Annotated in this window: 18 protein-coding genes; 11 read left to right on the top strand and 7 right to left on the bottom strand. The window is 50.4% G+C overall.

The window, feature by feature from the left end; genetic code table 11:
* Window positions 1–41: 41 nt before the first annotated feature.
* The 3 genes from SE18_RS08845 to SE18_RS08835 all read right to left on the bottom strand — a co-directional run bounded on the left by SE18_RS08845 (window position 42) and on the right by SE18_RS08835 (window position 3,086).
* A complete protein-coding gene (locus SE18_RS08845) occupies window positions 42–1,418 on the bottom strand; it encodes a UDP-glucose dehydrogenase family protein (protein ID WP_054534084.1) in 1,377 nt (458 codons plus the stop codon).
* A 197-nt stretch (window positions 1,419–1,615) separates the two neighbouring features.
* Window positions 1,616–2,251, bottom strand: coding sequence for a ribosomal protein S18-alanine N-acetyltransferase (gene rimI / locus SE18_RS08840; RefSeq protein ID WP_054534083.1), 636 nt, complete (start codon window positions 2,249–2,251; stop codon window positions 1,616–1,618).
* Window positions 2,252–2,276: 25 nt separating this feature from the next.
* The gene (locus SE18_RS08835; RefSeq protein ID WP_054534082.1) at window positions 2,277–3,086 is read right to left on the bottom strand and encodes a hypothetical protein; all 810 of its coding nucleotides are present in this window, start codon (window positions 3,084–3,086) and stop codon (window positions 2,277–2,279) included.
* Between the two features lie 267 nt (window positions 3,087–3,353).
* On the opposite strand from SE18_RS08835, the gene cmk reads away from it, so the two are divergent.
* From cmk to SE18_RS08805, 6 genes are all read left to right on the top strand, one after another.
* Window positions 3,354–4,043 (top strand): (d)CMP kinase, encoded by a 690-nt coding sequence (gene cmk / locus SE18_RS08830; protein ID WP_083469793.1) that lies wholly within the window; start codon window positions 3,354–3,356, stop codon window positions 4,041–4,043.
* A 278-nt stretch (window positions 4,044–4,321) separates the two neighbouring features.
* A complete protein-coding gene (locus tag SE18_RS08825) occupies window positions 4,322–5,605 on the top strand; it encodes a PH domain-containing protein (protein WP_054534081.1) in 1,284 nt (427 codons plus the stop codon).
* Between the two features lie 45 nt (window positions 5,606–5,650).
* On the top strand, window positions 5,651–7,537 hold the full coding sequence (locus tag SE18_RS08820) for a hypothetical protein (protein ID WP_054534080.1): 1,887 nt from the start codon (window positions 5,651–5,653) through the stop codon (window positions 7,535–7,537).
* Complete coding sequence (locus SE18_RS08815) at window positions 7,537–8,496, top strand: ABC transporter ATP-binding protein (RefSeq protein ID WP_054534079.1); 960 nt, start codon at window positions 7,537–7,539, stop codon at window positions 8,494–8,496. Before SE18_RS08820 ends, SE18_RS08815 begins: the two co-directional genes overlap by 1 nt.
* Window positions 8,493–9,368 carry an ABC transporter permease gene (locus tag SE18_RS08810; protein ID WP_054534078.1) on the top strand — a complete coding sequence of 292 codons (876 nt, stop codon included), beginning with the start codon at window positions 8,493–8,495 and terminating at the stop codon, window positions 9,366–9,368. The genes SE18_RS08815 and SE18_RS08810 overlap by 4 nt, the downstream gene beginning before the upstream one ends.
* Before the next feature lie 80 nt (window positions 9,369–9,448).
* Window positions 9,449–9,910, top strand: coding sequence for a response regulator (locus tag SE18_RS08805; protein ID WP_054534077.1), 462 nt, complete (start codon window positions 9,449–9,451; stop codon window positions 9,908–9,910).
* On the opposite strand, the gene SE18_RS08800 is transcribed toward SE18_RS08805, so the two are convergent.
* Window positions 9,903–11,498 carry an ATP-binding protein gene (locus SE18_RS08800; protein ID WP_054534076.1) on the bottom strand — a complete coding sequence of 532 codons (1,596 nt, stop codon included), beginning with the start codon at window positions 11,496–11,498 and terminating at the stop codon, window positions 9,903–9,905. The genes SE18_RS08805 and SE18_RS08800 overlap by 8 nt on opposite strands.
* Here SE18_RS08800 and SE18_RS08795 point away from each other — a divergent pair.
* On the top strand, window positions 11,497–11,757 hold the full coding sequence (locus SE18_RS08795) for a helix-turn-helix domain-containing protein (RefSeq protein ID WP_054534075.1): 261 nt from the start codon (window positions 11,497–11,499) through the stop codon (window positions 11,755–11,757). The two genes, SE18_RS08800 and SE18_RS08795, sit on opposite strands and share 2 nt — an antisense overlap.
* A gap of 498 nt (window positions 11,758–12,255) precedes the next feature.
* On the opposite strand, the gene trxA is transcribed toward SE18_RS08795, so the two are convergent.
* Window positions 12,256–12,597: a thioredoxin gene (trxA, locus tag SE18_RS08790; protein ID WP_054534074.1), complete on the bottom strand. Its 342-nt coding sequence runs from the start codon at window positions 12,595–12,597 to the stop codon at window positions 12,256–12,258.
* Window positions 12,598–12,703: 106 nt separating this feature from the next.
* Between trxA and SE18_RS08785 the strand changes: the two genes are divergently transcribed.
* Both SE18_RS08785 and SE18_RS08780 read left to right on the top strand, forming a co-directional pair.
* Window positions 12,704–13,099 (top strand): MerR family transcriptional regulator, encoded by a 396-nt coding sequence (locus tag SE18_RS08785; protein ID WP_054534073.1) that lies wholly within the window; start codon window positions 12,704–12,706, stop codon window positions 13,097–13,099.
* Between the two features lie 66 nt (window positions 13,100–13,165).
* Window positions 13,166–13,930 carry a sporulation protein gene (locus tag SE18_RS08780; protein ID WP_160319489.1) on the top strand — a complete coding sequence of 255 codons (765 nt, stop codon included), beginning with the start codon at window positions 13,166–13,168 and terminating at the stop codon, window positions 13,928–13,930.
* 66 nt (window positions 13,931–13,996) lie between these two features.
* Here the strand turns inward: SE18_RS08780 and SE18_RS08775 are convergent, their stop codons facing one another.
* Window positions 13,997–14,761 carry a hypothetical protein gene (locus SE18_RS08775; protein ID WP_054534071.1) on the bottom strand — a complete coding sequence of 255 codons (765 nt, stop codon included), beginning with the start codon at window positions 14,759–14,761 and terminating at the stop codon, window positions 13,997–13,999.
* Between the two features lie 163 nt (window positions 14,762–14,924).
* On the opposite strand from SE18_RS08775, the gene SE18_RS08770 reads away from it, so the two are divergent.
* Together SE18_RS08770 and SE18_RS08765 are read left to right on the top strand one after the other, a co-directional pair.
* Window positions 14,925–17,078: a DUF5107 domain-containing protein gene (locus SE18_RS08770; protein ID WP_054534070.1), complete on the top strand. Its 2,154-nt coding sequence runs from the start codon at window positions 14,925–14,927 to the stop codon at window positions 17,076–17,078.
* A gap of 317 nt (window positions 17,079–17,395) precedes the next feature.
* Window positions 17,396–18,688, top strand: a complete 1,293-nt coding sequence (locus SE18_RS08765; protein WP_054534069.1) for an aminotransferase class III-fold pyridoxal phosphate-dependent enzyme — start codon at window positions 17,396–17,398, stop codon at window positions 18,686–18,688.
* A 155-nt stretch (window positions 18,689–18,843) separates the two neighbouring features.
* Here the strand turns inward: SE18_RS08765 and SE18_RS08760 are convergent, their stop codons facing one another.
* Window positions 18,844–19,671 (bottom strand): SDR family NAD(P)-dependent oxidoreductase, encoded by an 828-nt coding sequence (locus tag SE18_RS08760; RefSeq protein ID WP_054534068.1) that lies wholly within the window; start codon window positions 19,669–19,671, stop codon window positions 18,844–18,846.
* Window positions 19,672–19,769 lie beyond the last annotated feature (98 nt).

The following is a 19,769-nucleotide window of genomic DNA, read 5'->3' as shown; positions in this document are numbered from 1 at the left end:
TGATCTTAACCAATCAAGGGCGGCTGAAGCAACAATAATCGCTATTTGTTCAAGTAGGGTGAGCCAACCGCTAAATAGCTGTAGCCGCGTTCGACCAATTCATCGTAATCAGGAATCATCCGGCGGCCATCGATGATCAAATATGGCGCTGGCACAGTGCTTTCAATTGTGCTCGAAAGCCCGCGAAATTCTTCCCAGTCGGTCGAGATAAACAGAATATCGCTACCTTCGAGGGCTGCTTTGGCCGACGAGTGATAGGTGATGCGTTCGAACAAGTGGTTGTGTTCGGCGTTGAAGAAGCGTTTGGCTTCTTCTTCGGCCATTGGGTCGTAGGCGCGAATTTCCTTGACCCCACGGCCAAGCAAGCTTTCGACGACCTTCAAGGCCGAAGCATCGCGCATGTCGTTGGTACGTTGCTTGAAGGCCAAGCCCAATAACGCCACAACTTTGTTGTTAAACTTCACGCCAGCTTCTGCAGCAGCCCGATCGATCAAATAGGTCTTTTGATATTCGTTGATTTCATAGACCGATTCGAGCAAATCAGTGCTTTGGTTGCGGCTCTTGAGTTGATAGATCAATGATTGAATATCTTTGCCAAAGCACGAGCCACCAGCACCGTTGGAAACAAACGAACCCCATTTGCTAATCCGAGTGTCGGCGGTCACGCCACGCTTGAGGTCTTCCATTCGCACGTTTGGCACCGATTCGGCCAAGCGGCCACCAACCCCGTTCCAGAACGAAATGTAGGTCAGCAACAAGGTGTTGGCAACATACTTAATCGATTCGGCAGTTTCGGGCGTGGTTTCAATAAAGGCAATCCGCACATGGTTGATAAACTGCGAGTAAATACGGCGCAAAATCCGGAAATCTTCCTCGGTATCGGCCCCAACCACCACCCGATCAGGATGGCGCGATTTTTCAACTGCGTTGCCTTCGGGCAAGAATTCGGGGTTGGAGGCAATGCCCACGTTTGGCACATTATGGCTTTTCAACACTTGCTCAAGTTGGCGCCCAGTGCCAACTGGTACGGTGCTCTTGTTGATAATCACCACGCGGCGTTGATCTTCACGTTTGGCCAACAGCTTGGCCAAATGGTTGACCGCATCGAAGTAGTAGCTCAAATTCGAGGAACCATCGCGATTGGGCGGGGTTGGCAAACACAAGAAAAAGGCATCGACCCCTTCGATTACTGGCTCAAGATCATCAATAAAATGCAGAGAACGGTCGATATTTTCTTCGATAATACTGGCCAAGCCTGGCTCATTAACATATTTTTCAATTTCTTCGCGCTTGGCGGTTTTGTAGGCAGCAATCCGCTTGGTATCAATATCATAGGCATAGACTTCGTGACCATATTCTGAGCAGACCGCAGCGTGGGGTAAGCCCACAAAGCCTGTTCCTGCAACGACGATCTTCATGCAAGCTCCTTCAGTAGGCCGCTTCGACGGTGGAAGCGACCCCAACCATTAATCACAAACGGCACCGTCCCATGTTAACCAGCGAACAATCAACCATCATCCTCATTGCTGACTGCGCGCCCTCGCCGCACCGGACAACCGATTATCAGCCATGAATTTATGCATCATAGCCAACATGCAGCATTTGTGCAACAGGACTATTCGACCATTCCTGCCTGACGCTGAAGGCGTAGCGCCAAGCGTTCGCGTAAGTCACCCAAGCGTTGTTGATAGCTTGGCTCAGTAATGACATCAGTCCACATAATCAGGGCATCTTCGCCGTTATCAGTGTAGTAGCGTACCCGCGTGCCACTTGGCTCGAAGCCATATTTCAAATACAAGCGTTGGGCCGATTCATTCGAGATCCGCACTTCTAAGGTCAAGCGGGTTGCGCCCATGTCCATGCCTTGGTCGATCAAGCCATTCAGCAAAAGTTCGCCGAGGCCTTGGCCGCGCTGCGAGGGCGTTACCGCAATCGTCGTGATATGGCCTTCGTCGACCATCAACCACAAGCCTGCATAGCCAACCAAGGGATAGGGGCTAACAGGCTGCGGCTTGGTAAACACCGACGGCAGCAAGGTCTGAAGCAACGATCGCCTCGGCACATAGGGCATAATTGGCTCATCGGGCGGCAACGTTGGGCTAGAGCGCGCCACAATATAGCGGCTGGTCGCTGGCGAGCTTAATTCGCGGCGATAGGTATTGGCCGACCATGGCGCAGAAAAACTTTGGCGCTCAATTTCTTGCACACGCGGAATATCATCCTCGTGCATAGCCTTTAGGAAGTAGTACATTGCAGCCTTCTATGCTGATGAATGCTTATTTAATTGCTTTCACTGATGCTGGGTCGAGAATTAATTGCGAGCCATGACGGCCTTCCAAGCCAAATTGACCGCCAGTTTGAAAGGTTCCAGTTACTTCGACCAAGCCCCAAACAAAGCCATTGCCTGGCCCGACATTGAGTTGGCTCGAAAGATCCGGTGGAAATCCTTCCATCGAAATTGGCGTGCCCATTGGCTGCGGATTAACCCCGCTGGCAATATCAGCCCCAAGCGGCTTTTCGGTGCGCACCCCAGTTACCAACAACCCAGAACTGGCTTGAGTCCAATAATACATGCCGCGAGTAGTAACGGTTTGGCCGTTGTAAGCAGCTGGATTTTTCTCAAGCTCATAGATTGAAACCTGATTGGGCTGCGCTTCGCTCGGCGCTGGATATTCAACCCGCTCGACTTGCTCAATCGCTTCAGCAGATTGCACGACCAAGCGGCTGGTATAGCTGCCATCTGGACCAAACGAGCCAGTTTCAAACTTGCCCTTGACCCGCACTGCGCCATAAATGCTATCGATTGGGCGGTGTAAATTGGCGCTGGCCTCAGCAGGAAAATTCTCAAGCCAGACCAAGGTATCGACTGGCTGGGCATCAGTGCCATCATTGCGGGTTGAAACCCCCTTCGCCAACACCGAGAGGCCAGGATTGCCCGGCTTCCACAGGTATACACCCTCGACCGTCACATCTTGACCGTTATAATTTGCCGGATTCCCGGTAAGATCGTAAATTGTCAGGCTGCCACAACCTGTTAACACGACTAAGAGCAATAAACAACAACTTCGCCAGATGCCAGAGCGCATCGCAACCTCCAACTATGATCATGGTTCGGCGTGCGATTATAGCAGATCGTCTGGGTCGTTGCCATAATCCCTGCAAAATTAGCTCATTATGCTACAATAGAACCATGGCTTTTCCAGCCTTTTCATGATTTATTGTCTCCTCACTTCCACAAGTGGGGTATTGCATACGCTGGGTACTCAACAGGAGAGTGGTTGCGATGTGTACCCTTCACCTTTCAGCATGCGCTCAAATATTGCCTGTTTGGAGGTATCCAGCAAGGAATATCTGTGTTTTTGACTATGACTACACCACATACAATTGCAATTGATGGCCCGGCAGCGTCGGGGAAAAGTACGCTCGGTAAGTTGTTAGCAGACCACTTTGGCTATATCTATTTTGATACAGGGGTGCTCTATCGAGCTTTGACCTATGTGGCCCTTGAACAAGCTGTTGATCTCGCGAACGCCGCCGCTCTCGCCAAACTCGCCCAAACTACCAATTTTGACGTGCTCGCACCAAGCATCGCCGATGGTCGCCAATACACGGTGCTGGCCAATGGCAACGACATCACATGGCCATTGCGCGCGGCCAATGTCGAACGCAATGTCTCGCAAGTTGCCGCCCATCCTGCTGTGCGCGAAGCCCTGCGCGATACCCAACGCCAAATCGGCAAAGCTGGCCATGTCGTGATGGCAGGCCGCGATATTGGGGCGGTGATTATGCCCGATGCTCAATTAAAAATCTATCTTGATGCCTCGGTTGAAGAACGTGCCCAACGCCGCGCCCAAGAACTCAATGCCCGTGGCCGCGCAATTAGCTATAACGAAGTCTTGGCCGATTTGACCCGCCGCGATGCAATCGATGCAGCTAACACCTTCTTAGCCGCCGATGCAATCACCATCAGCACCGATGGCCGCTCGCCGGAAGATGTCTTTCAAGCAATCGTCAATCTCATGGGCGTTGAAGCGCAAGCTTAATGCAGTACACCAACGGCGTGGAGTTGCATCCACGCCGTTTTTGTTTAAACATTGTTCCACGCGCCCAGCCGCAGCAATTGGCGCTTGACGATTGGCTGATAAACAAAATACTATAGCACTAGGCTTGAGTCCAAACAGCACTCACCAAAACCTCTCTGCCATTCACCAAAGCGCGATTATTTGGCTGAGCAAACAATGGCCCACGGGGCGGCCTTCTGAGCGCAAGCCGATGGCAGCCCGAATGTCAGCCAACTCAGCTATGAATAGGATGGGATGTTATGCCAACCACCGTGCCTCAAATCAGCTTCAATATCAATCTGCAATCTGATGAACGCGTCAAGCTGATCGCCTATCGCCATTGGCTGGTTTTGGCGCGCAACCTTTCAATTTGGTTCACATTTTGGTTTATCTGTACCGTCATTTTCTTGTGGCGGGTCTCGATCGTTGGCATCGATAGCTTGAATACTGTGCTGTTTGGCGCTGGCACGATCTTCTTTGCCGCCATGATTTATAGCTATTTCGATTGGCGCAACGATGCCCTCGTCGTAACCAACCAGCGCGTTATTTCCTACAACTCACGCTTTTTGATTAGCGTCCAACGCAACGAGTTGTATGTGCGCGAAATCGAAGACGTCAAAACCGTCACCGAATCGATATTTTCCCGCTATTTTGATTATGGCGAAATTGAGGTCCAAACTGCCAGCCGTTTGCGCAACATTGCCTTCCTTGGGATCGTCAATCCTACATTGGTTCGCGATACGATTCTCGAATTCGTTGAGCCAGTTAAAGAAGAAGAACAAGTTGGGCGGGTTGAGCAAATTGTCAGAGCAAGGGTGCTCAAACAAGGCGTCATGCCCAGCCTACCACCATTAAGCGATTTTATTCCACCAGAACAAACTGGCCGTACACTTTTGGGCATTATTCCACCAAGCCCCGAAGTGCGCGGCAATTCGATTATCTGGCGCAAACATTGGCTGTTTTTATTTGTCGAAGCTGCCAATCCAATTTTGCTGTTTTTGATTTTGAATTTGTCGTGGTCGCTGTTAATTGGCAACGATTTTATTCGTTCTGGTGGTTCGTTGCTGATTCTGGCTGTGCTCGACTTGTTTTGTATTGCCTGGCTGATTTACGAGGTCATCGATTGGCGCAATGATGAATATATTGTTACCCCAATTAATATTATCGATATTGAGCGCAAGCCGTTGGGCCGCGAAACCAAACGTGAAACAACCTGGGATAAAATCCAAAATGTTTCGCTCAATCAAGAAAATTTATGGGCACGAATTTTGAAGTACGGCGATGTCGAGCTGTTTACCGCTGGCCAAAACGAGAATTTCACCTTTCGCGGGGTAGCAGCGCCCGATAGCGTGCTGGCGGTCATTTCCGATTATCGCGATCAATTTGAGCAACGTGCCCGCGACCGCGATTTTGATAGTACCTTGATGCTGTTGCAGCATTATCACAAGCTCCAACGTGAGGAGCTACAAGTGTTGTTTGATGATCATCGAACCCACATCGAATCCAAATTGCCACCCCCTGAGCAATTGGAAACCGGAAACTAAGATCAACGCAGTGGGAGTCAGAATCTGTTGTGCGAAGGAGTTTTCATGGCGCATTCAGCCCGATGGCGTGGGTGGATTTGGCTTGGCTTGGTCCTAGCCTATCTGCTGTGGCCAAGCTCAAGTTATGCCCAAAATGCCACCCCGATTAGCATTAGTATCGATCAAGTTGGCTTCGATGCCCAAGGGCATGTGCTCAATAATGGGTGGTATCCGGTTATCACAACCATCGAAAATACTGGGGCCGATATTCAAGCTCACGTGGTAGTTGAAACTGGCTTTGGCCAAGCAGATGTGCGCCAAACGATCGATTTGCCTGGTGGTGCACGCAAACAAGTGCGCTTGTTGCTGCGCGCCAATCTTAATCAAACCGTCGTAACCATTAAAGTGCTCGATCAACGAGGTAATCAACTTGCCCTCAATCGTAGCAATGTACGGGTTCACGATAGCCAAGAGGTGTTGGTTGGGGTGTTTGGCGGGCCTGCCTCAAGTTTGGCTGGAGCCGCCGTGCCAGGCCGCCTAACCACGATTATGCTACTCGATCCGGCCCAACTACCAAGCAACGATGGCGAGCTGTTTAATTTTGGCGCAATTGTCTTGCAAGATGTGCAGCCAAGCGCCGAGCAAGCAGCCGCATTGGAACGCTGGGTTGCAACTGGCGGCACCTTGATCGTCAGCGGCGGCCCAAACACCGCCGAATTGCCCAAAGCATTAACCGCACTTTTACCTGGCAGCAGCAACAGCAGCAATACGTCAGCTGTTCTGACCAGCCTCAATAAACAGACAGTCCCCCAATTTGCCCAAGTCGAACTGAAGGTAAACCAACTTACGCCAAATACCGAGGCAACAACTTTAGGCCTTGGCGCGAATAACGAGCCGTTGTTGGTCAGTCGCAAACTTGGCATGGGCCATGTGCTGCTCACAGCGTTCAATCCAAGCGATTTACCAGCAGAAGTGAATGATCGGCGGGTTTGGCCAGTAATTCTCCAACCGCAACTCTACCGCGATTGGAACGTGGCGCTCTCGCCATGGTCGATGCAAATAAGAGGTAGCGACCAAAACTTGCCTTCTGTTTTAGGCTTTATGGGCATTTTGTTTGGCTACATTTTGCTGATTGGGCCAATCAACTACTTTGTTTTGCGGCGTTTGGATCGGCGTGAATGGGCTTGGTTTACGATTCCATTAATCGTGCTAGGCTTCGTGGGGATTATGTATGTTGCTGGGGGCGATTTGCGCACTGGCAATATCAGCGTCACAACAATCAATGTTGTCGATAGCCAACTTGGCTCGCAGCAAGGCCGGGTCAGTGTTAACTATGGGTTCAATGCTGGGCGCCGCGGCGCATGGAACGGCAGTATCAATTCGAGCTTGACTGCTGGCAACCAATCGTCGCAAGCCTTCGGTGATGATGGCTCAGGAACGATCGAGCAAACCAGCGATGGCCAAACGCTCCTGCCAAACTGGCAAAGCAACATTGGCGATATGCAAACCCTCGCGGCTATTGGCGCAGTTACTGTGCCCTATAATTTTGAAGTTAACGTCGCCAAGCCCAACTCGTGGGAAGGTGCGACCATCACCAACCGCAGCCAACGCACGGTTGAGAATGCAGTTGTCTACGCTGGCGAAGATAGCATTGTGCTCCCAACGCTGGCCCCAGGCCAATCAGTTACGATCGATAATAGTCTGCGCAATCGAGCAAATCAAAGTAGCCCATTGCTCAGTAACGATCAACTTAGCCAGGCCCTACAATTGATTTGGAGCGCAGGCAATGAGCGCACCAATTACAATGGCTTGCCTAAAAATTCGCTCTATACCGCGCCGCATATCACAGTGCTCGATACTGAGGTTTTGCACGAAATTATGGTCGATGGCCTAGCCGCTCCGCAAAAGAGTAGCACTATCTACAATTTGTATGTTGATTTGGAGCAACGCTGATGGAATTGATCGTTGAAACTCACAATTTAACCCAGCGTTTTGGCACGCATGTCGCGCTCAATCAGGTCAATCTGAGTATTCCCAAAGGCGCGGTCTATGGTTTTATCGGGCCAAACGGCGCCGGCAAAACCACAACCATGCGCATTTTGACCACCTTGCTCCAACCAACTGCTGGCGAAGCCTTGGTTAATGGCATTTCGGTGCGCCAAAACCCCGATGCAGTGCGCAAATTAATTGGCTTTATGCCCGATTATTTTGGGGTCTACGATAGCATGCGGGTCTGGGAATATCTTGATTTCTTCGCTCATGTGTATGGCATCAAACAGCCGCGCCGCACGAGCTTGATTCAGGAACTCTTGCAATTGGTCGATTTGACCGAAAAACACGATAGCTATGTGATGAATTTGAGCCGTGGTATGAAACAACGCTTGAGTTTGGCTCGCACTATGGCCCACGACCCAAGTTTGTTAATCCTCGATGAACCGGCCAGCGGGCTTGATCCTCGGGCACGCATTGAGCTCCGCGAATTGCTACGCGAATTAAGCCGTATGGGCAAAACAATTATGGTAAGCTCACATATTTTGTCGGAGCTAGCCGAAATGTGTAGCCATATTGGCATTATCGAGCGCGGTACGCTCTTGGCAAGTGGCCCAGTTAACGAAATTATGCACGACTTACGGCCCCACAAGCTCATTGAAATTCAAGTTGTTGAGCGGGCAATGGCAGCATTACAGCTGCTCAAACAACTCCCAACAATCAACGATGTCAATTTAATCAACGAGCTTGCCGATGATCAAGCAGGTGGCAAATTGGCCATTAACTTTAGCGGTACCAGCGACGAGAGCAGCAGCATTTTGAGCAACCTGATTGGCCAAGGCTTTCGGGTCAATCACTTTGCCGAACGCCAATCCGACCTTGAAGAAGTCTTTTTGCATGTGACGCAAGGAGTGGTGGCATGAAGGCAATTTTGCAAAAGGAATTTCGCTCGTATCTGCGCGGCAATCGCGCCTTTACCATGCTTAGCATCTATTTATTCATTTTAAGTGGTTTGTGTGTCCTCATTTATGCAGGCTTTAATGACGGCGGATTTAGCGACCGCAGTGATATTGGGCTAGCGCTGTATGTGACTTCGGCAGTGGTCGCCATATTTCAGCTAACGTTTTTTGCCCCGTCGCTCAATGCTTCGTCGTTGGGCAGCGAACGCGATCGCCAAACCATCGATGTATTGATGGTCACGCCTGTGCGCCGCTACCAGATTATTTTGGGCAAGCTGATTGCACCATGTTTATTTCTGTTTCTGCTCAGTTTGGCCAGTTTGCCGATTGGGGCAATGGCCTTGCTGATTGGCGGGATTGAAATTCGTGATTTGCTGATTGCCTTGACAATTCAGGTTGTGACGGTTTTGGGCTATGGCACGGTCGGCATTTGGGGTGCCTCGTGGGCCAAAACTAGCCGCGGCGCAATGCTGGCCACCTTAGGCTTAGCACTGATTATGGCCGTTGGCTTGCCATTGCTAGCACTTTTGGTCGTGGGAATCCTTTCGAACGATGAAGCGCTGTTTAAGTCGATTATGAACAATGGTTTTATTCGTAACTTGGGCGTGGTTATCTTATCGTTTAGCCCGTTTTTCAGCCTCGTGATGTGGATTCAAAGCATTAGCGAAGGCCAAGCCACCACCTGGACTTTAGATCTCCAAGGTGCGTTAGGTGGCGGCGTGATTTTGCAGCCATGGCTGATTTCGCTGCTGCTTTGGTTGGTGCTGATTCCATTGTTGATTTGGCGTAGCTCGAAGCAATTGCAGAAGTCGGTTGCTCGTTCAAGCGGCGGCTAAAATTCTATGCTCTAGCTTCCATGAAATCTACAGCCCCTCGCCCACATTGAATGGACGAGGGGCTGTAACCCTATTGCCCAGTGCACAGCTTTCGCGGTACAATTCAACCAACCACTGAATCAAAGGAGGCTTGTATCGCTACACTTGTTGTCATCGAAGATCAACCAGATACGCTCTTAATTATTCGCAGTACCTTGCATCAACAAGGCCATCAACTGCATTTCTTCCCCAATGGGCGCATTGCCACCGCCCAAGCAGTGCAGGCCGTGCATCCAGCTCTCATTTTGCTGGATGTTCAGTTGCCAGATCAATCGGGCTTTGATTTAATTGGCTCGCTGCGGCCAATTGCTCCCTGCATCGCCCTGACAGGATTTAGCGATATGAGCATTGTTGAACGGGCCAAAGCGCTTGGCTTTTTTGGCTTTTTGGGTAAGCCGATTCGTCCAGCCTATTTTCCCCAACAAATTGCCCGTTTGCTGGCTGGTGAACCAGTTTGGGAGCAAAGTTGGCTAAGCGACATCCCAACGTCAATTTTCAGCTAAATAGCAGCAGAATCGGCTGCAACTCGGCCCGCTGTTGCTCGCTAACCATACTCATCGCCGAACGCAGCCACAATTTGCCCTCTGGGCTTTCATAGTGCAGCCAAAACTTCCACAAACCAGCGATAAGCTCCAATAATTGATCATGGGCATAAATCGACGTCCACTGCAAACAGCCCCGAATCGTCGTATAACTATCCCGCAAGAGCGAAAGATCATTCATTGGGGTGAGCAATTCGCCATGATCTTTGGCCCGTTCAATGGTTTGTTCCCACTGTTGCAATACCTGCTTGATCTCGCTGGCCCAATATTGGCTGAATTCGAGCATCAACTGATGATAAACATCGCGTTCGAGCGCAACTTGGCGCGCATATAAGCGGGTGACTAGCGGCATACTAAACCGCGTTTCGCCACGACTATCGACGCTGCCTTCTAAGCACGAAGCATCGACCAAGCTACTAGCCACCCGCCAATTGACTTTAAAGGCTTTGGTGGCTTGGGCTAGGCTAAAATGATGTTCAAACAGCGCCAAGCGCAAACAAGCAGCCTGAACATCATCACTTAATAACGAAAAGCTATATTCGACCATTTGGCGCAAGGTGCGATGTGGCGCTGAGCCATTGGCCAACGATTCAATTTCGAGCATTTCAACGTTGGTCATAGCCAAAATATCGCTGGCCGAGACTAATAATAATTGCGAGGCAGCAATTTCAATGGCCAATGGATGCCCAGCCAAACGCTGGACAATTTGCTCGGTTTGGCGCCGCTCAACCTGACGATTCAAATCGCGAGCACGTTGCTCAAACAGCAAAATTCCTTCCTCTAGGCTCAAGGCGGGCACCGGAAACCGCCGTTCGCCGTTGATACTCAGGGCAATTTGGGTGGTGGTGATAATTGAAACATTGCCAAAATTCAACAGCGGCAATAACATTTCAGCAATTGAGCGAATATGTTCGCAATTATCAATAATTAGCACCGTGCGGCGATTGGATTGCTGAATATAACTAGCGAAATCGGCCTTGGGGTCGCCCAGCCAGCGATTGAGCAAGGCATGCCAGCTATCGTGCACCGTATATTCATTGCGCAAATCAACAAAAACCACTTCTTGGGCAAAGCCAGCATCGGCGATATAGCTGGCCAAGGCAATTGCCAGCCGAGTTTTGCCAATGCCACCGATGCCATGCAAGGTCACAAGCCGATAATCGCGGCAAAGCTCAAGCAACTCGTGCAGCACAGCTTGACGGCCAACCAGCGGAGTCAGCGGAATGGGCAGACCGATGATCGTGGTCGGCCGCAAGCTGGGCAGATGATCGAGCAAATGGCGTAATTGCTCGTAAAAACGACCACGTTTGGCATAGTAGGTGCTATCGGCCATATTAAGATTTGCAGCTTTTTGACTTTCTGTGGTATAACGATTGACCTGCTGTTCAAAGAAGGCAAGTGCATCAACATCGTGGCTCATGCCATCGCGCAACGTTTGCATAACCACCTGCCGACCACCATGATTATCAACCCATTGCTGCAACGATTGTGATAATATCTCGCCGCGGAGTAATTGGCGAAGCATTTTATTTGGCCAAGGATGTGGCATGGAACAGCCCTCTGGTCTAACCTACGACCCACCAGCCAGCCAACTGCTCTCCTTGCAGCAGGCGGCGGCCTATACCCGTGAATATTACCCAGCGCAGTCGCTAACCGAAGGCAGTTTGCGCGTTTACCTTAATAAAGGTAAAATCCGTGGCATCAAACTTGATCGCTATTGGTATACAACTGCCGCCGAGCTTGATCGCTATCTTTCTCAATCAGCATCAACCCCGAACGAACCGCAACAATCAGTTACGGATTCGTAATTTCTCCAAGGTTCTCCAGCAAAACTCTAGAGAGATTCAAGAGCAAAGCTGCATTTGCAGCGCTTGATTGTATGTTATCGTAGCACTATCGACTGCTAACGCAATCCATAACTTAATAACCAACCGAACCAGTGCGAATAGGGCATTGCTGAGCATCATTATAGCCGACGATTGGTTTTCAACGAACAGCATGTGCTAGGCAAGCAGCCAAATTCAAGCGTCGTCGCGCTCAATCGGTCACCCCTAGGAGGTCTCATGGTCGCCAGCCGTGCGCTCTGTAGCTGTAGAGGGCTACATTGCCACCCATTGCAAACCCACAGTAGCCACTGTAACAATGTTACATCAGCTACCATCAGTCTATCATTAACGCTTGTGGGAGAGAAGAACAATGGAGTAGGTTGGAGGAACGCCAATAGTCCGCTTGTGGGAGCTTAGACCCTGTACTGAGGAAGAATAAACTAGGCAGGCCGCCGTGAGAAGCAGCCTGCCTATTATATTTTAACGGCCAAGCAAGCGTTGCACTCGTTGCTCAAACGCTGCTTCGCTCATTGCTCCAATCCAACGGTCAACCTCTTGGCCATGCTGAAATACCACCATCGTTGGCAAACCGCGCACGCCCAAACGGCTGGCATATTGCACATCCTCATCGGTATTGATTTTGGCCACCACAATTTCACCAGCATAGCGTTGGGCCAGTTTGGCCAAAATCGGCGCAATTACGCGGCAATGCACACACCATGGCGCCCAAAAATCGACAATCACTGGCGCTGCCGATTGCAAAACGTCGGCTTCAAAGCTGGCATCAGTAATATGAACTGGTTGATCGATCACGGTTGGCATGAATCTGTTCCTCCACTTGACAGCTATTGCATGATTACCCTAGCTTGTTAGGAGTCTACAAGTTCAAGTTAACTGGAAGTCAAGCAGCAATTTCAGGGGTCGGCATATGCAACAACTCAGCATCAGTATGGTCGCCAAACAGGCTGGTATCAAGGCCTCAACCATTCGCTATTACGAAGAAATTAATCTATTGCCGCCTGCTGCCCGTGAGAATGGGCGGCGCTATTACGATCAGCAGATTTTCGAGCGTTTAGCGTTTATTCGCACCACCCAGCGCCTTGGCTTTAGCCTGCATGAAATTCAATTGTTGTTTCAACATGAACAACAGCAAGCGCCATTGGCTGGCTTATGGCGGCAATTAGCCAAGCAAAAATTGGCCGATCTTAGCCAATTGCTCGAACAGGCCAGCCATGTGCAGCAGTTGTTGCAGCGCGGGCTGCGTTGCCGTTGCGCCACGCTTGAAACCTGTGTGCATTGTGTGTTACAACATTGCCAAGATTAAGTGAAACCTTTTGATACTATGTCTACGTATAAGGCGATAATAATTCGATAACCTAGGAGGATGTGCATGTTCCGTAAATTGCTCGCCAGTGTTGGTATTGGCAATGCTCGTATCGAAACTCATCTCCACAACAATACAACTACGCCTGGTGGCACAATTGCCGGCGAAGTGCATATTATCGGCGGCGATGTCGAACAAGATATTGAAGCACTGTATCTGTTTTTGGTCACGCGCTATACCCGCGAATACGACGATAGCAAAATGACCCAAGATCATACAATTGGTCAATATCCGCTGACCCAGCGTTTTGTGCTCCAACCAGGGGCGCAACAACGGATTCCATTTAGCATCAATTTGCCGCTCGATACGCCGTTAACCATGGGCCATCAGCCTGTCTTTATTCGCACTGGCTTATCGATTAGCGGTGGGGTCGATGCCAGCGATGTTGATCAGCTGAACATTCAGCCGCATCCATCGCAGGCAACGATTATTCAGGCCATCCAACAAATTGGCTTCCAACTCTACACCGTGCACAATGAATACAATTCGCGCTGGCGCGGCCCATATCCATTTGTGCAAGAGCTTGAGTTTAAGCCCTATGGCCACCAAAGTTTCCACATCGAAGAATTAGAGGTTGTGCTTGATCTGCAAGATTATGGAGTTGATGTCTATTTGGAAATCGACAAACGCTTGCATGGCTTTGCCAAGTTGTTTGCCGATTTCGATCTCAATGAGCGTTATGCCAAGCTGACCTTTACCCACGCCGATATTCAGCGCCCAGATTTGGCGCATATTATCAGCCAAACGATTCAATCACGTATGCGCCATTAAATTCGAATTCCCTCAGGGTTAAGCTAAATCATGGTCGCGCGTCACATGATGCGCGACCATTGGTTTTTAGCCCAAAACATATTGAGATAGCGCAGTATGCAACAGATTGCGCACCATCTGGCCAAAATGGCGATTCAGATCGACTGGCAATAAGGCTAATTCTTTGGTGAGGGGCTGTGGTTGCCAACCTTGGGTTGCGAGCATCAAAGCGGCTTTTTGAAATTCGGCCAAAACCGCTTTGGCCAAATCGCCGCCAAGGCACCAAACTTCAAATTTTTGCAGGCCTTCAGCCGTTTCGCGGTCGTGTAGATCAACCAACGAATACATATCGATATTCGTCCAGAGTGCGCCGGCCTTGGCTTGCTCCAACAAATGCCCACCATGAAACACAATTAAATCGCGAAAGCCCTCGCCGCCAGCAACACAAAAAATCGCATCAAGCGCCGCCAGCTGTTCCGGGTAGCGTTTGGCAAAATGCTCAAGCGCCAGCTCAATACTACGCAAATAGGCGGGCAAAATGTAGGGCTTGCTCGCTTGGGCATATTCAACAATCCGATGGGCCAAATTTGCCAGCAATACCTCGCGCAAGGCCGCCAAGGCCGCCATAATCGCTGGCAATTGGCTGGACTCGAACGACGATTCAACCCCAATTGAGCTAATGCCTGGATAAATGGTTGCCAGATGCTCGCCATATTTTTTGGCATAGACTGCATGCATGCCGTGGCGTGGGCAACCACCGCGTTCAACGCCAGGCCCGCGAAAATGGGTACGAATTGGCGCAAAAAGACCATAGCTTGCTTGCAGTTGTTCGGCAATTTGCAAATCATTCATTGTGGCAACCCCTTTCGACCATACACACTGCCAATACTATAGAGCATATTCGGCCAAGCTTTGGCGATTTTCAGGTTTCTCAGGCCAACTTCAGCGAGATGCTATAGTTTTTGCCAGCCTCCAGCGCTATACTCGCAACAGATGTTTGGTTTTGGAGGAACGGATGATGCGACGTACAAGTTTGGTTTTTTGCCTCTTAATTGTCAGTCTCAGCTTAGTTCAGCAACGGCCAAGTTATGCTGCATTTGCTGATGGCTTTGCAGATTCGGCCTTTCGCCAACGCTGGCAACGCGCCGATCAAGCGGTTGCCGATGGCCAAACCAGCCGCTCATGGGTTTGGGGCCAGCAAATTGGGCCACGCAGTTTTGAGCGCTATCAACAATCGCCGCAGAACAATCGCCTAACCCAATATTTTGATAAAGCTCGCATGGAAATTACTCAACCAGCTGCCGACCGCAATAGCGAGTGGTTTGCAACCAACGGTTTGTTGGTGGTCGAGATGATTAGCGGCCAGATGCAAACCGGCGATCAGCGCTTCGAGCCACGCACCGCAGCCAATGTGCCAATTGCAGGCGACCCCGATAGCACTAGCCCAACCTACGCCAGCCTTGGGCCAATCGCCACGACTAATGGTTATAATCGCAGCGAAAATCGCCAAGGCCAACGCATTAGCAGCGTGTTGGCAGCTAATGGGCAAATTAGCGATGAGCCAAATCTAGCAATGCCCAATACCACAATTGCCCATTATGAAACCGTAACTGGCCACAATGTACCCAAAGTATTTGTCGATTTTCAGCAAGCGCTGGGCGATGTAACCAACGTGTTGGGCACATTTGGCTATCCGATCACCGAGGCCTATTGGATCGATACCAGAATCGGCGGCCAAAATCAGCGGGTGCTTTTCCAAGCCTTCGAGCGGCGCGTATTGACCTACAATCCCAATAATTCGGCCAATTGGCAAGTTGAAATGGGCAATGTGGGCAGCCATTATTATCGCTGGCGCTATGCCACGCCAATGCATTATTTTCAGGCGAGCGAAAGCAAAGCCAGCGTTTCCGAGGCAGGAACAATCGCCTTGAACACCGAAGGCTATCAAGGCGCACTCGTCGATAGCCAGCCAAACGATCCGATTTTCCCCTACAAACGGATTGATCGCAGCAAAATCACTGCCTATCAAGCAAAAAATTATCGCTTGCTCAAGCTTGAGAATCGTTATGTCACGCTGACGATGCTGCCAGAACTTGGTGGCCGCGTCTATCAATTGACCAACAAAGCCACTGGCCAAAACCTGCTCTATCAAAATCCGGTGATCAAAGCCAGCCATTTGGGCCAACGCGGTTGGTGGCTAGCGGCTGGCGGCATCGAATGGGCAGCACCAACCGAGGAACATGGCTACCTAGAATCTGAGCCTTGGGATTATCGTTTGGAGCAAACCAACGATGCAGCGCGGGTGATTGCTTCAACCACCGAACGCCACACCGGAGTGCAGATTGAAATCACAGTTGAGCTAACCAACGATAGCCAAATCGTGAATATGCGTGGCGTTTATCGCAACCCAACCTCCAGCCCACAGCCATTCCAATTTTGGATGAATGCGATGATTGCACCTGGTGGGATCAACCATTTGCAACCAAGCCTCCATTTCGTTGTGCCAACCAAGCAGATGATTGTCCATGCCACCCAAGATACGGCCTTGCCAGCACCGCAACAAACCATTAGCTGGCCCACGTTCAACAATCGCGATCTTAGCCGCTATGCAACATGGAACGGCTACATTGGCCTTTTTGCTGCCGACAACTTGAGCGGCAGCTGGGCTGGAGTGTATGATCCGGCGCTCAACCAAGGTCTCATGCTGGTTGATCTTGACCCAAATTTGCCTGGGATTAAAACCTTTGCCTTTGATGATCAGTTTGATCGTAGCCTGTATACCACCGATGGCAGCGATTACGCCGAACTATGGCATGGCGCCCAACGCACGTTCTGGGATTATCCAGCCTTACCAGCAGGCCAAAGCCGATCGTTCGAAGCCCATTGGCTGCCCTTACATGACCTTGGAGATCTCAGTGCTGGCAATCACGCTGGCGCAGTTGGGATGGATCGCAGCAGCACTGGCCATTTGGTGGTCGCAATTCAACCAAGCCAAGCGTTCGCCGCCACGCCAATCAAAATTATGAGCGAAGGCAAACTCTTTTGGCAAGGCACGCTTGATCTCAAGCCCCAACAGCCATTACGAATTGAACTAGAGCAACTTGTCTATCCCAATCGTCCAATTAGCGTTGAGTGGGCTGACCAAACCCAAGAATTAATCACGCCATAATCTTGTAACCGTGAAGTACGCGAAGATGGAGAACTGAAACAATAATAACAATTCAATAGACAAATATTTGGGGGTGCAGGGGGCTGCCCCCCCCTGCGTTTCCCTCCAGCGGAGGGACGGAAGGGAGGAGAATCCAAGCAACTTTATTAATCTAATCAAAAATAGAGAAGCATATCAAGGCTGATTAAGCTATTTTTGACAAACCAAAGCCCCTTCCGTATACTAGCGCTCAAATAAAATCTATTTAATCCGACTAAATAGATTTTATTCTACATAATTACACATCAGCCTAGGCATATATGGAAGGATCGAGCAGCATGAGCGCAGCACAACTGCCAAAGGTCAGCGGCGAAGCCCTCAATCTCAGCAAATCGATGGAATTATTGGCCCAAGCAGAAGCAATTGTTCCTGGCACAACTCAATCGTTAATGAAACGGCCCGAACAATTTGCCTATGGTTCGTTTCCAGTCTTTATTGATCATGGCGATGGCGCATTAGTCACCGACGTTGATGGCAACCAATATATCGACTATATTTGTGGTTTGGGCGCAACCACCTTAGGCCACAATCACCCAGCAGTTGTCGAAACGATTCGCAAGAATTTGGATAAAGGGCTGATTCATTCGCTGCCCACCGAAGTTGAGGTTCGCGCAACCCAAGCCTTGCTCGATATCATTCCCAACGCCGAAATGGCGCGTTTCTTCAAAACCGGCGCTGATGCCACCTCAGCAGCGGTGCGCTTGGCCCGCCACGTTACCAAGCGCGAACGAATTATCACGGTTGGCTACAACGGTTGGCACGATCATTTTATGTATTACACGCCAGGCGTGCCCGCAGGCCTGAGCCAATATACCGAGCAAGTATCGTTGATGGCTCCCCACGAAAAGCCCAACTTGATTGCTGCGATCAACAAGCATGGCGAGCAATTGGCCGCCGTTTTGCTCTCAATGCCCTACAAACACTGCTTGGATGCTGAGTATTTGAACGAAGTCAAGGCAGCGTGTCATGCAGTTGGCGCATTATTTGTGCTCGACGAAGTGGTGACGGGCTTCCGCTTGGCGCTTGGTGGCGCGCAAGAATTCTATGGCGTTGATGCCGATTTCGTCTGTCTCTCAAAGGGGATCGCCGCAGGCATGCCACTTTCAGCGATTGCTGGCCCCAAAAAGTATCTCGAACGCTTATCAGATTTGCAAGTTTCAACCACCTTTGGCGGCGAAATGCTTTCCTTGGAGGTCTGTTACGCAGTGATCAACGTCTATCGCAACACCAATTACTTTGCGCATGTTGCCAAGCTTGGCCAGCGCTTGCGCGAAGGCGTGAACGCCAAAACCGAGGCGCTTGGGGTGGCGTTGCGGGTTTGTGGCTACGATGCAATTCCGTTCTTCTCGTTTGCCCCCGACATGCCAACTCATGCCCGTTTGATGGAAGCATTGTTGGGCGCAATTGCCAAACATGGCGTGATTTTGCGCCGCGATGTTAACTTCCTGACCAGTGCTCACACAATTGAGCACATTGACTTTACGGTCGAAGCAGTTGCCAAAGGCTTGCAAGAATTGCTTGATCGCGGCATCATTGAATCGAGCAACAGCAAAGAGCAAGCAGCAGGCTAGTTGGTTGATCCACGAAGAGCACGAAGAGCACGAAGCCGAGGATGAGAACAAATCGGAACATTCCTCAAAATAAATATTTGGGGGTGCAGGGGGCTGAAAACCCCCTGCGTCTCCCTCCAGCGGAGGGACGGAAGGGAGGAGAAATAAGAGCTTGCTTAAATCCCCATGCCGCCAGTTACTTCCAAGATTTCGCCATTCACATAATTGGCTAAACTCGATGCCAAAAAGACCATTGGCCCAGCAGCTTCTTCTGGCGTACCAGCCCGCCCCATCGGGTGAAACATGGTAATTCCAGCCATCAGATTTTCGGGCACCCCAAGCTTAATTTCCTGTTCGCCGCGCTGAATCGTTTCACCTTGCTCCTTGGCAGCGGTCAAACGGGTTTCGATAAAGCCATAGCACACTGCATTGGTCTGAACATTAAAGCGACCCCATTCTTTAGCCAAGGTTTTGGTTAAGCCAACCACACCAGATTTGGCAGCAGCATAATTGGCTTGACCAGCATTGCCATACACCCCCGAAACCGAAGAAACATTGATAATTTTGCGTGGTTTGGCGGCACCGTTAGCCTTGATTTCAGCTTTGGCTGTATCGCGCAAGTAGGGAGCTGCCGCCCGAATCAGGCGGAATGGTGCTGATAAATGCACATCGAGCATCGCTTGCCATTGCGCATCATCCATCGTGTGCAACACGCCATCCCAGGTGTAGCCAGCATTGTTGACCAAAATATCGAGGCCCCCAAAATGCTCCAACGTAGCAGCAATCGCTTGCGGCGCAAATTCGGCGCTGGTCACATCGCCTGCAAACGCCAAGGCTTTGCCACCAGCAGCGTTTAATGCTGCTGCCAATTGCTCAACCGGAGCAGCATCCAAATCGCAGAGCACTACATGGGCGCCATGCTGGCTGAATAAACGAGCAGCAGCTGCGCCAATCCCACGGCCAGCCCCAGTAATTAATGCCACTTTTTCGGCCAATAACGCCATTGTCTACCTCCAAAAAACAGCTAGTATGCAACGATCATACTAAACCTTTATGCAAAATGCTATCCAAGCAGAATATTGCCTCAGCCACCTTGGACATA

Source organism: Herpetosiphon geysericola (assembly GCF_001306135.1).
GTDB classification, from domain to species: Bacteria; Chloroflexota; Chloroflexia; order Chloroflexales; family Herpetosiphonaceae; genus Herpetosiphon; species Herpetosiphon geysericola.
This window is presented reverse-complemented; position numbering and strand designations above follow the sequence as displayed.